This window comes from Myxococcota bacterium, assembly GCA_035498015.1.
GTDB lineage: Bacteria > Myxococcota_A > UBA9160 > SZUA-336 > SZUA-336 > VGRW01.
In genome coordinates this window covers 1-11,559 of record DATKAO010000175.1, presented here as the reverse complement: position 1 = coordinate 11,559, position 11,559 = coordinate 1, and the positions used below count along the sequence as shown (strand labels likewise).

General features: G+C 71.3%; 14 protein-coding genes. 11 read left to right on the top strand and 3 right to left on the bottom strand.

Annotation, left to right across the window (positions count from 1 at the left end; translation table 11 throughout):
- From VMR86_15455 to VMR86_15445, 3 genes are all read left to right on the top strand, one after another.
- The coding region (locus VMR86_15455) for a DUF2071 domain-containing protein (protein ID HTO08442.1) at positions 1-438 on the top strand (438 nt) is incomplete at its 5' end.
- The gene (locus tag VMR86_15450; protein ID HTO08441.1) at positions 435-1,166 is read left to right on the top strand and encodes a GH25 family lysozyme; all 732 of its coding nucleotides are present in this window, start codon (positions 435-437) and stop codon (positions 1,164-1,166) included. The genes VMR86_15455 and VMR86_15450, both read left to right, overlap by 4 nt.
- The gene (locus VMR86_15445; protein HTO08440.1) at positions 1,163-1,600 is read left to right on the top strand and encodes a hypothetical protein; all 438 of its coding nucleotides are present in this window, start codon (positions 1,163-1,165) and stop codon (positions 1,598-1,600) included. Before VMR86_15450 ends, VMR86_15445 begins: the two co-directional genes overlap by 4 nt.
- A 1-nt stretch (position 1,601) precedes the next feature.
- On the opposite strand, the gene VMR86_15440 is transcribed toward VMR86_15445, so the two are convergent.
- Positions 1,602-2,741, bottom strand: a complete 1,140-nt coding sequence (locus VMR86_15440) for an aminotransferase class I/II-fold pyridoxal phosphate-dependent enzyme (GenBank protein ID HTO08439.1) — start codon at positions 2,739-2,741, stop codon at positions 1,602-1,604.
- An 89-nt stretch (positions 2,742-2,830) separates the two neighbouring features.
- Here VMR86_15440 and nthB point away from each other — a divergent pair, with 89 nt between their 5' ends.
- Genes nthB through VMR86_15400 form a run of 8 tightly spaced genes read left to right on the top strand, consistent with a single transcriptional unit; the run spans position 2,831 to position 8,319 of the window.
- Positions 2,831-3,463, top strand: a complete 633-nt coding sequence (nthB, locus tag VMR86_15435; protein HTO08438.1) for a nitrile hydratase subunit beta — start codon at positions 2,831-2,833, stop codon at positions 3,461-3,463.
- On the top strand, positions 3,460-4,050 hold the full coding sequence (gene nthA / locus VMR86_15430) for a nitrile hydratase subunit alpha (protein ID HTO08437.1): 591 nt from the start codon (positions 3,460-3,462) through the stop codon (positions 4,048-4,050). Before nthB ends, nthA begins: the two co-directional genes overlap by 4 nt.
- Positions 4,047-4,787, top strand: coding sequence for an MBL fold metallo-hydrolase (locus tag VMR86_15425; GenBank protein HTO08436.1), 741 nt, complete (start codon positions 4,047-4,049; stop codon positions 4,785-4,787). The genes nthA and VMR86_15425 overlap by 4 nt, the downstream gene beginning before the upstream one ends.
- A 22-nt stretch (positions 4,788-4,809) precedes the next feature.
- On the top strand, positions 4,810-5,571 hold the full coding sequence (locus tag VMR86_15420) for a TerC family protein (protein ID HTO08435.1): 762 nt from the start codon (positions 4,810-4,812) through the stop codon (positions 5,569-5,571).
- Positions 5,568-6,248, top strand: a complete 681-nt coding sequence (locus VMR86_15415; protein ID HTO08434.1) for an HAD family hydrolase — start codon at positions 5,568-5,570, stop codon at positions 6,246-6,248. The genes VMR86_15420 and VMR86_15415 overlap by 4 nt, the downstream gene beginning before the upstream one ends.
- Before the next feature lie 8 nt (positions 6,249-6,256).
- Positions 6,257-6,709, top strand: a complete 453-nt coding sequence (locus VMR86_15410) for a DUF1801 domain-containing protein (GenBank protein ID HTO08433.1) — start codon at positions 6,257-6,259, stop codon at positions 6,707-6,709.
- Positions 6,706-7,437 carry a 2-phosphosulfolactate phosphatase gene (locus VMR86_15405; protein HTO08432.1) on the top strand — a complete coding sequence of 244 codons (732 nt, stop codon included), beginning with the start codon at positions 6,706-6,708 and terminating at the stop codon, positions 7,435-7,437. The genes VMR86_15410 and VMR86_15405 overlap by 4 nt, the downstream gene beginning before the upstream one ends.
- 3 nt (positions 7,438-7,440) lie before the next feature.
- Positions 7,441-8,319, top strand: a complete 879-nt coding sequence (locus tag VMR86_15400) for a nucleotidyltransferase domain-containing protein (GenBank protein HTO08431.1) — start codon at positions 7,441-7,443, stop codon at positions 8,317-8,319.
- Between the two features lie 7 nt (positions 8,320-8,326).
- Here the strand turns inward: VMR86_15400 and VMR86_15395 are convergent, their stop codons facing one another.
- Positions 8,327-9,013: a hypothetical protein gene (locus tag VMR86_15395; protein HTO08430.1), complete on the bottom strand. Its 687-nt coding sequence runs from the start codon at positions 9,011-9,013 to the stop codon at positions 8,327-8,329.
- A 143-nt stretch (positions 9,014-9,156) separates the two neighbouring features.
- Positions 9,157-11,559, bottom strand: a 2,403-nt coding sequence (locus VMR86_15390; protein HTO08429.1) for an MtrB/PioB family outer membrane beta-barrel protein, incomplete at its 5' end; no start/stop codon positions are given.

Below are 11,559 nucleotides of genomic sequence, written 5' to 3'. Positions count from 1 at the left end.
GTGCCGCGGCGCGCGACCGCCTGGGTCGCGCGCGTCGCCTACGGTGAGAACTACGTCGCGCACCCGATGAGACACTCCCTCCGTGTGGGACCCCTGGAGGGACGGTCGTCGGTCTCCTACGGCTGGAAGCGGAGCGGCGCGTGGGAGGGTCTCTCGCTCGAGTTCAGCGGCGAGCCGGAGCGGCCCGCCGACGACTCCGAGGAGGCCTTCATCAGCGAGCACTACCGGGGCTACGCGCGGCAGGCCGACGGCGGCTCCATCGAGTACCGCGTGGAGCACCCGCGCTGGAACGTGTGGCGTGCACAGCGCGCCCGCTTGGAGTGCGACGTGGCGGCGCTCTACGGCCGCGAGTTCGCCGGGGCGCTGCGCGACCGCCCCAGCAGCGCATTCCTGGCCGACGGCTCGCCCGTGGTCGTGCGCCGCGGCCGCCGCCTGTGAAGCGCGCGCTCGCCGCGGCCGCGTTCCTGGCGACACTGCTCGGTGTCAGCTTCTGGAGCTACCGCGCCGGCTTGGTGCGCTTCAATCATCCCTCGTACTCGACCTACCCCGTGCGCGGCGTCGACGTGTCGCATCACCAGGGCCGCATCGACTGGGTCGCGCTGCGCGGCGCGGGCATGCGCTTCGCGTACATCAAGTCGAGCGAGGGCGCGGACCACGTCGACACCGAGTTCGCGCGCAACTGGGCCGGCGCGCGCGCGGCGGGAGTCACTCGCGGGGCTTACCACTTCTTCACCTTCTGCTCGCCCGGCGCGGCGCAGGCCGATCACTTCGCCAGCAGCGTGGGCGGCGACTTCGGCGAGCTGCCGCCGGTCGCCGACGTGGAGTTCGTCGGCAACTGCAAGAGCTTCTCGAGCCTCGAGCAGGTGCGCCTCGAGCTGCGCGCGTTTCTCGTGGCCGTCGAGCGCCTGGCCGGACGGCGGCCGCTGGTCTACTTCACGCGCGAGTCGCTCGAGCGCGTCCTGGCCGGATCGCTCGACGGCTACGCCGCGTTCCCGCGCGAGCTGTTCGGCGAGCCCTCGGACGCGAGCGCGCGCTGGATCTTCTGGCAGTTCGCCGACAACGGGCGCCTGCCGGGCATCAAGAGCCGCGTGGACCTCGACCTGTTCCGGGGCACGCCCGAGGAGTTCGACGCGTTCGCGCAGCCGCATGCTAGCCTCGGGCCGTGAAGGCGTGGCGTGCGCTCGCGCTGTGCGCGCTCGTGGGCTGTGGCCCGGTGCCGGGCGGCGCGCTCTCGGGGCAGGTGACTCCCGTGCCCGCGACCTGGAGCGAGTCAGTGCCCGATGGCCGGCGCATCTGCGAGATCGAGGCCCGGCCCGCCAAGCCGCACTCGGTGCAGCTCGAGTGCTTCCTGTACCAGGACCGGCTGTTCGTGCAGTCCCACCGCTGGGCGCTGGCCAGCTGGTGGCCCGTGGAGAGCTGGGCGGCGATCTGGATCGAGAACCCCGACGTGCGCGTGCGGCTGGGTGATCGCCTGTTCGAGCTGCGCGCGGTGCACGTGACCGACGCCGCCGAGCGCGACGGCGTGCTGCGCTTCCGCGGTTACGACCCGGTGCCCGAAGGCATCCAGGTCTTCCGCTTCGAGGGTCGTCGGGCGTCCTGACTCAGCCGCGCGGCGTGGCGACATCCAGGAACGCGCTCTTGAAACGCGCGAGCTCGGCGCTCGTGCCGATCGACACGCGCACGTGAGTCGGCCACACGGGCCACGGCCGGCCGACCCACACGTTCTGCTGCTTCAGTCCGTCGATCACCTTCTGCGTGGGCATGCGCGCGTCGACCATCAGCGCGTTGCTCACGGAGGCCGTGTACGCGAAGCCGTGCGCGTCGAAGAACTGCATCAGGTCGGCGCGGCGCTCGGCGTTGCCGCGCTTGCGGGCGGCGATCAGCTCGGGCTCGCCCAGCATGGTGCGCGCGGCGGCCATGGCGGTCACCGGCATCGCCCCGGTGTTCCAGCCCGTCATGCGCGCCAGGAGCTCCTTGTGCGCCAGCGCGAAGCCCGCGCGCAGGCCCGCCATGCCGAAGATCTTCGAGAACGTGCGCAGCACGACCACGTCCTTGCCCTCGCGCACCAGGTCGACGCCGGGCTTCTCGTCGCAGAAGTGGATGTAGGCTTCGTCGAGCAGCACCACCGAGCCCGCGGGCTTGTGCGCCACCAGTGAGTCGATCTCGCTGCGCGGGCTCACCGTGCCCGTGGGGTTGTTCGGGTTGCACACGTAGAACAGCCCGACCGGCTCCGACTTCGCTCTGGCCAGCATCGCGGGCAGGTCGTGCGCGCCGTCGCGGCGCAGCGGCACGCGCAGGACCTTGGCGCCGATGAACTCGGCGGCCCGGGCCGCCGCCTCGTAGCCGGGCTCGGCGGTCACCAGCGCGCGCTTGGGGCCGGTGAAGGCGATCACCGCGTGGTGCAGCGCCAGGCTCGACCCAGGGTACACCGAAAAGTGTTGGGGCTCGAGCTTCTCCAGCGCCGCGGCGGCGGCGACCAGCGACTCGGTCTCGGGGTACTGGTAGCGGTTGCCGTTCTTCGCCACCTGCGCCAGCGCTTCGAGCGCGCGCGCCGACGGGCCTTCGGGAAACTCGTTGGCGTTGATCTTGACCGCGTCGTCCGGCAGATCGCCGGCATGGGAGAGCTGCGCGAGCGCGTGCTCCGACGACCAGGGCAGGGCGGTGGCCGCGCTCGCCAGCGCCGCCACCCGCAGCATCTGGCGGCGCGTGAAGCCGCGGCGCGCGAGCTCAGCTTCGTTCATGCCGGGAGCCTACACGCGCGCGGCGGGCGGCGGAAGCGCACGCGCGGACTGCCGCGAAGGCCCGTGCGCGGCGCTATGCTGCCGGCGAAATGGACGGCATTCACGACCTGGGCGGCATGGCCGGCTTCGGCGCAGTCGAGATCGAGCGCGACGAGCCCGCCTTCCACGAGCCCTGGGAGGCGCGCGCCTTCGCGCTGAACACGCTGGGCATCCGCGTGCTCGGCACCTACAACGTGCACGAGTACCGCCACGCCGTCGAGCGCATGGACCCGGCGCACTATCTCGCCGCCTCGTATTACGAGCGCTGGTTCACCGGCGTCGCGACGCTGTTCGTCGAGAAGGGAGTCGTGACTCGCGGCGAGCTCGAAGCGCGCGCGGGCGGCCCGGTCCCGCTGTCGCGGCCGGCCGCGCACGTAGCCGGAACGCCTGCGCCCGCGGCGGCGCCGCCGCGCTTCGCCGCGGGTGACTCCGTGCGCGTGCGCGAGGCGCATCCGGCCGGTCATACCCGCGCGCCGCGCTACGTGCGCGGCCGGCGCGGGCGCATCGTGCGGGTCTCGCGCCGCTTCGAATACCCCGACCTCGCGGGTCACGCGCTCGCCGCAGCCGAAGAGCCGACCTACCACGTCGAGTTCGCCGCGCGCGAGCTGTGGGGTGACTCGGCCGAGGCCAGCGGGTGCGTGGTCGTGGACCTGTGGCAGAGCTATCTCGAGGCCGCGCCGTGACTCGCCGGCGCGAGCCGCCTCGCCCGGCCCCGATCGCGGACCGCGTGCGCGCGCTCGAAGAGGCGCTCGAGGCGCGCCGGCTGATCCCCGAGCGCTTTCTCGAGACGCGCGCCGAGCAGGCGCAGGAGAACTTCGACTGGCACAACGGCGCGCGCGTGGTCGCGCGCGCATGGACCGATCCCGCCTACCGCAAGCGCCTGCTCGAGAACGGCACCGCGGCCGCCGCCGAGCTCGGCTTCCGCGCGGCGAACAGCGAGTATCTCGTGGTGCTCGAGAACACCCCCGACACGCACAACGCGATCGTCTGCACCCAGTGCTCGTGCACCGCGTGGTCGGTGATCGGCCTGCCGCCCGAGTGGTACAAGAGCCCCGAGTACCGCGCGCGCCTGGTGCGCGAGCCGCGCGCGCTCTTGCGCTCCATGGGCCTCGACCTGCCCGAGTCGGTCGCCCTGCGCGTCTGGGACACCAGCGGCGAGACGCGCTACATGGTGCTGCCGGAGCGGCCCGCGGGCACCGAAGGCTGGAGCGAGGAGCGGCTCGCGAGCTTGGTGACTCGCGAGGCGCTGATCGGAGTGGCTCGACCGTGATCACCAACCGAGAGTCCGGCACGCGCGTCGACGAGATCGCCGAAGGCATCTACCGCATCTCCACGCCGATCCCGCCCGAGAGCTTCCCCGGCGGCTTCACCTTCAACCAGTTCCTGATCGACGACGACGAGCCGCTCCTGTTCCACACCGGACCGCGCCGGCTGTTCCCGCTCGTCTGCGAGGCGATCGCGAGCGTGATGCCGGTGTCTCGCCTGCGGCACGTGTCGTTCTCGCATTTCGAGGCCGACGAGTGCGGCTCGCTGAACGAGTTTCTCGCCGCGGCGCCGCAGGCGCTTCCGCTGTGCGGCGAGCTCGCGGCCGACGTCTCCGTGCGCGACGTCGCCGACCGGGCGCCGCAGACCCTGGCCGACGGGGCCGAGCGCGCGCTCGGCCGGCATCAGGTGCGCTTCCTCTACACGCCGCACGTGCCGCACGCCTGGGAGTGCGGGTATCTCTTCGAGACACGCACGCGCACGCTCCTGTGCGGCGACCTGTTCACGCAGGGTGGCCACGAGCACGCGCCACTCACCGAGTCCGACATCCTCGGTCCGAGCGAGGCCATGCGCGCGGGCCTCGACTACTGGGCGCACGCGCCGGACTCGCGCCGCACGCTCGAACGGCTCGCAGGCCTGCGCCCACTCACGCTGGCGTGCATGCACGGCGCGTCCTGGCGCGGCGACGGTGCGCAGCCGTTGCGCGCGCTGGCCGCAGCGCTCGAGAAGTCGGCAGCCCGCTAGCCTTCGCTACCCTCGGACGACCATGTTCGATTGGCTCTCCGACCCCCGCGCCTGGATCGCCTTCGCGACGTTGACCGTGCTCGAGCTCGTGCTGGGCATCGACAACGTCGTGTTCATCTCGGTGCTGGTCGACAAACTGCCGGCGGAGCGCCGCGAGCTCGCGCGCCGCATCGGACTGTTCGCGGCCATGTTCATGCGCATCGGCATGCTGTTCCTGCTGTCGAGCATCATCGCGCTCTCTGCGCCGCTGCTCACGGTGGCGGGGGTCGAGATCTCGGGGCGAGACACGATCCTGATCGCGGGCGGGCTGTTCCTCCTGTGGAAGAGCACCAAGGAGATCCACCAGCTGCTCGAGGGCGAGAAGGGGCACGCCTCGTCGGCGGTGCGCGCGACCTTCGGCGCGATCATCCTGCAGATCGCGCTGATCGACCTGGTGTTCTCGATCGACTCGATCGTCACCGCCGTGGGTATGGTCGACGAGATCGGAGTCATGATCGGCGCGGTCGTGGTTTCGGTGACTCTCATGCTGGTCTTCGCCGGCGCGATCGGCCGCTTCGTCTCGAGACACCCGACGGTGAAGATGCTCGCGCTCTCGTTCCTGTTCGTGATCGGCGTGCTCTTGATCGCCGACGGCTTCGACCACCACGTGCCGAAGGGCTACGTGTACTTCGCGATGGCGTTCTCGGTCGGTGTCGAGATGCTGAACATGCGCCTGCGCTCGCGCTCCGGGCACCCGGTGGAGCTGCACGACCCCTACTCGCGCGAGGGCGAGGGCGGCGAGTGAATCGCTACCAGGGGCTGCTCCTGGATTTCTACGGCACGCTGGTCGAGGAAGACACGGAGATCGTGGCCGGGATCGCGCGCCGCGTGGCCGCCGCCTCGCCGCGCGCGCCCACGGCGGCCGCGGTCGGCGCCGAGTGGAGCCGGGAGTTCGCCGCGCTGTGCGAGCGCGCGCACGGCGGTCGCTTCGCGAGCCAGCGTGCGCTCGAGCTTGCGAGCCTGCGAGCGCTGCTCGGCCGCTTCGAGTGTGCGCTCGATCCCGAGGCGCTGTCCGCCGAGCTGTTCGCCTACTGGCGCGCACCGCGCGCGCTCCCGGGCGCGGCGGAGTTCGTGCGCGCGCTGCGTATGCCGGTGTGTCTGGTGTCGAACATCGACGCCGGCGACCTGGCCGCGGCGCTAGCGAGCCTGGGCTGGTCGTTCGAACGGGTCGTGACCAGCGAGGGCTGCCGCGCCTACAAGCCGCGCACCGAGCCGTTCGAGGCCGCGCTGGCGCGCCTGGGTCTGCCACGCGACGCGGTGCTGCACGCCGGTGACTCACTGCGCTCCGACGTGCTCGGCGGCGCAGCGGCCGGGATCGCGGTCGCCTGGGTGAATGGGCGCGGCCGGCCCCTGCCGGCCGGGAGCGCACGGCCCGAGCACGTGGTGCAGAGTGTCAGCGCGCTGGCGGCGGTGCTAGCCTAGGCCGCCCCATGCGCCGCCCGCCCGCCGAGCTCAGCCGGTTTCTCGCGGCGTACGACCCGCGAGTGAGACGGCTGTTTCTCGCAGCGCGCGCGGCGGTGCTGCGCGCAGCGCCCGGCGCGAGCGAGCTCGTGTACGACGCCTACAACGCGGTCGCCGCCGCGTACGGCTTCTCGGAGCGGCTCTCCGACGCGTTCTGTCACGTGGCGGCCTACGCCGGTCACGTGAACCTCGGCTTCAACCGCGGCGTCGAGCTGCCCGATCCCGAGCGCCTGCTCGCGGGCAGCGGCGCGCGCATCCGCCACGTGCGCATCGAGGCGCCCGGCGACCTGTCGCGCGCGGGCGTGCGTGCGCTGGTGCGCGCCGCGGCCGGCGAGGGCCGCGGGCGCGTCGGCAGGGCTCCCGCGCGGGGACGCGCGATCGTCAAGCGCACCGCCTACACACGGAAGCGTCGGCCGCGATGAGCGACGATCCGTTCACGAGTCAGTCCGGCTACGACCTGCGCTTCGAATGGGGTGAGTCGGGGCTGCGGGCGCTCGCGGGTCACGCGGCGACCTTCGTCGTGGTCGACGTGCTCTCGTTCACCACCTGTGTGTCGCTGGCGTGCGCGCGCGGCGCGAGCGTGCTTCCGTACCTGTGGCAGGACGAGCGGGTCGACGCCTTCGCGGCGGAGCGCGGCGCGCTCGTGGCCGGCCCGCGCCGGTCGCAGAGCACTTACTCGCTGTCTCCGGCCTCGCTGGCCGGCATCCCGCGCGGCACGCGCATCGTGCTGCCGTCGCCCAACGGCTCGCAGCTCTCCTTCCTGTCGGCGGAGTCGGGCGAGGTGTACGCGGGCACGCTGCGCAACGCGGCGGCGCTGGCAGAGCGCCTGTGCGATGCCGCGCGGCCGATCGCGGTGATCGCCGCGGGCGAGCGCTGGCCCGACCAGCGGCTGCGGCCGGCGGCCGAGGACTGCATCGGGGCCGGGGCCATCCTGGCGCGCCTCGGCGGCACCCGCTCGCCCGAGGCGGAGCTCGCGTGCGCGGCCTGGCGCGCTGCGCAGCCACGGCTCGCGCGCGTGCTGCGCGAGTGCGCGTCGGGCGTGGAGCTCGCGCAACGCGGCTTCGCGCGCGACGTCGAGCTCGCCGCGGAGCTCGATGCCGACGCGGTCGCGCCGCGCCTGCGCGACGGCGCGTTCGCGCACGAGGCTTGAGCCGTGACCGAGCTGACTCCTGCGCAGCGCGCGCTCGTGGACTCACTCGCCGGCCGGCTGGCCGCGCTGCCCGGCGTGGCCGCGGTCGTGCTCGGCGGCTCGTTCGCGCGTGGCCGTGGCACGCCGACCTCCGACATCGACCTCGGCGTCCTGTACTCGGAGCGCACGCCGTTCGCGATCGCCGACCTGCGCGCGCTCGCGGTCGAGCGCAACGACTCACCCGACCCGGTCGTGAGCGACTTCTACCAGTGGGGCCCCTGGGTGAACGGCGGGGCGTGGCTCACGGTGGGTGGCCAGCGGGTGGACTTCCTGTATCGCAGCCTCGAGCAGCTCGAGCGTGCGATCGCCGATGCGCAGGCCGGGCGCTTCGAGCTCCACTTCGGCCAGCAGCCGCCGTTCGGCTTCTTCTCGCCGACCTACCTGGGCGAGATCGCGATCTGCCTGCCGCTCGCCGATCCGCAGGGCAAGGTCGCCGAGCTGAAGCGACACGTATCGGTGTACCCGGAAGCGCTGCGGCGCGCGGTCGTGCAGTCGTACCTGTGGGCGTGCGAGTTCGCGCTCGAGAGCTTCGCGTCGAAGTTCGCCGAGCGCGGCGACGTGCTCGGAACGGCGGGCTGTCTGGCGCGCGTGGCGTTCCAGCTCGCGCTCGTGCTGTTCGCGCTGAACGAGCGCTGGTGGCTCTCGGACAAGACGGCGCTGGTCGAGATCGCCGAGCTCCCGCGCGCGCCCGGCGACTTCGGCGCACGAGTGAGCGCCGTGCTCGCGCAAGTCGGGCGCAGCTCGAGTGAGCTTCGCACGCAAGTCGGCGCGCTCGCGGCGCTCGTCGACGAGACGATCCGCTTGTGCGGACCGCTCTATCGACGGCCCTACCCGAAGCCCTGAGGGGCTGCTAGCTCTCGGGGCGTCGGCGCCGGATCGCGAAGCCGAGCAACCCCAGACCGAGCAGGGCCGGCAAGAGGAGCTGCGCCGCGCCGGGCAGCGCCGGCACCGGCAGCAGGTCCACCACGTTGAACGTGGTGCCCGAGTTCTTCCTCAGGGTGACCGGGGCGGTCACGGCCGCGTAGTCGGCCAGGCTCGTTTGCGAAGGCGTGCCGCACGTGGGCGAGAAGCGCAGCGCCTGGACCCCGGTCGAAGGCAGGGCCGAGGCGAACGCCGGTGCGACATCGCCATTCGGATCATTCGTAGTCGAGAGCGTGGTGAGTCCGCTGTATCCTGCGCCGCCCCAGACCACACGCCAGTAGATGATCGCGCCGCCGGCACCCTCGAACGTGAGCGAGCCGGCGTTCAGATAGGTCGCGGGGATCGGGGCGAGCATGGTGAAGTCGGGGGCTACCGCGGGCTGAGTCTTCCCGCCCATGGCGCTCGTCGCGAGCAAGATCTCCTTGCACGCGTTCGCGTCGGTCGGATTGGTGCCGGTAAACGTCGCGACCGTCACTGGGTGGGTGCCCGCCGCGTCCCAGGCGCGAAGCTGCGCATTCCCCACCACCTGATTCTGGAACGACGAGCGCATCCTCAGGGTGATGGCTTGCGCGTCGGTGTTGCCGCCGACGCCGCCGACGATCTGCTCGATCTCCATGAAGTGGAAATTGGCGAGCGAGCTGCGCGGAACGAAGGCGAGTCCGAATGCAAGTAGCCAGACGAAGCTGATGCGGTGCTTCATGGGATCCCCTCCCGAGTTGCGAACCATACCACCTACGGCGTCAACCGTGGGACAGATTCTCACCAGCCATCCCCAAAACCGATCTGCAACGCGACGCCGTAAAAGCTGGCTTCGTAATCCGAATCCTGGTGTCCCATGTAGATGCGGTGACCGAGCAGCGTCGGCAGATCCGTCTGGTGGTAGTCATCGACGCCAGACAGCTCCCAGCGGTAGAAGAAGCGCAGCGCGAGCGACTTTCGCAGCGCGATGCGAAGGCTCGTATCGACCGTGTGATCGCGGTTACGAAGTCGCGGCAGATGGTCGGGCGGCAACGCTCCGAACACGGGCGTGGCGAACACGTTGGTCGACGCGAAGGAGAGATCCTCATCTTCGCGCGTGACCAGGAACGTGTAGCGCGTGTCGAGTGAGATCCAGCTCATGGGGTGCAAGCTGAAGCCGCCGCCCCAGCCGATCGCGTCGCCGTTCGAGCGCATGCCCCACTGATTGGTGAACGGGAAATCGGGGCCGCCCGCGTCGCCGTCGGGCGAGGTTCCGAAGCCGCGGATCGTCTGCATGCCGCGATCGTGCTGCTCGGCCGAGAAGAACGCGTTCGCCGTCAGCGCGGGCGAGGGCTGCACGGTCCATTCGGCCTCCACGTCGCGCGACCGGTCGCTGGTGAGTCCGTAGCCCGAGCCATAGTCGTCGCTGCGCAGCCGCGCGGCGAGTGACAGATCGGAGAATTCTCCGAGCGAGAACACCACGCGCGCGTTGATGCGCTGCCCCACGAGGTCCGCGAGCGACGGTCGCACGAGCTGGTTCAGGTTGTGCGGCGGGTCGCCGGCGGGCGTGAGCGGGACGTAGCCCGGCAGGCCCGCGGTCGTGTACTTCCGGTAGACGCCGTAGTCCACGTCGCCGCCGTCGCGGTTCAGGAACTTGTACGAGAGTCGCAGCGAGGCGAAGGAGAACGCGCGCGTGTTGAACGACACCGTCGCGCGCTGCTCGCGCGTCTGCGGGCGCTCGGAGACGTCGCGGTCCACGTTCTCCTGCTCGAGCAACAGGTCGAACGAGCTGCGCCACGGCAGCGTGAGCGTGCCGCCGAGGTCGATCGTGGAGTGTGACTCGCCGAAGGGGATCGTGCGGTAGCGACGAGCGTCGCCCGGCACCGTCGGGTCATAGATGCCGATGTAGGCCGGGCCGAACAGCGAGCCGTGTCCGCCATCTTCCACGATGTAGCCGAACTGGCCGGTCTGCGGGTTGAAGGCGAAGTAATTGGTCTGGGTCTCCTGGTTGGTGAACTTGTAGCCGGCGCGCAGCGCGAGCGGGCGCCACGGGCTGATGTGGAACTCGACGTCGACCAGCACGTTGTCGACGCGCGCGTGCGCCGTCTTGGTCGACAGCGCGGAGACCGTGTTCCAGTCGTTCAAGTTGGTGGTGCCGATCGTGACCGACGAGATCGTCGGCGGGATCAGCGCGTCGTTCTGCGTGCTGCGCGACCAGGAGAGCGCGGTCGTGAGTCGCGAGCGGAACGGCATGTTCACGCCGAAGTCGGCCCGCACGTTGTGCCAGTCGTTGTCGGGCGGAAGCGCGAGCCGCGCCTGCTCGATCTGCGCCAGGCCCGTGCCCAGGAACGGCTGCGCCAGAGTGAGCGAGCTGTTCTGGTCGCGATAGAACGAGCCATTGTAAGTCAGGTTGAGCTGGCTGAGCGCGGTGGCCCACTCGAGCCCGGCGGTGGCCTTGTGAGTCCGGTCGTCGACCGGATAGGGCACCTCGAGCGACGCGCCGGCGAAGTCGGTGAAATCGGGATAGTTGAAGCCGACCGAGCTCGGGATCGCGCCCTTGCGGTCCTCGAGCCCGTACTGCGCGATGAACGACAGGCTGGGCAGCGCGCGCACCTTGAGCTGGAGCTGCGTGCGGTTGCGCTGCACCTCGACGGTGCCCGGCACGTGCGTGTCGAGCGCGGCCTGGATCGCCGCGGGATCGTTGCCGGCGGGCGAGAGACCGTCGGGCAGCTTCAGGAAGTCACTTCCGCCGCCGAGCCAGAGCGTGGTCGCGTCGCTGGCGTACTTGTGCGGCACGCCGCTGAACGACGCGCGGAAGCGCAGCCAGCCGGCGCGGCTGGCCTCGAGGTCGTAGAACTGGTCGGTGCGCCCGACGCTGCCCGCGCGCAGCATCGCCCAGTCACCCGACTCGGGCCGCCACAGCTCGAGGTTGAGACCGTCGAGCAAGGGGCCGTCCTTCAGGTCCTCGTACTTGGTGTAGCGGGTCTCGGTCTCCTCGCCGCCGACCAGCGTGTAGCCGATCTCGGCGGCACCGCGCGCGTACCAGCCGTCGGCCAGCTCGTCGAGCTCGTGCAGCGCCGGCGGATACGGGTAGATGATGCCGGTCGGCGTGCGCCGCCGGTAGGGAGTCAGGAGTGACAGGCCCTGCGGGTCGGGGTCTTCCCAGACCTCGGCGTTGCCGGGGTGGAGTGAGTCGCGCGGCGG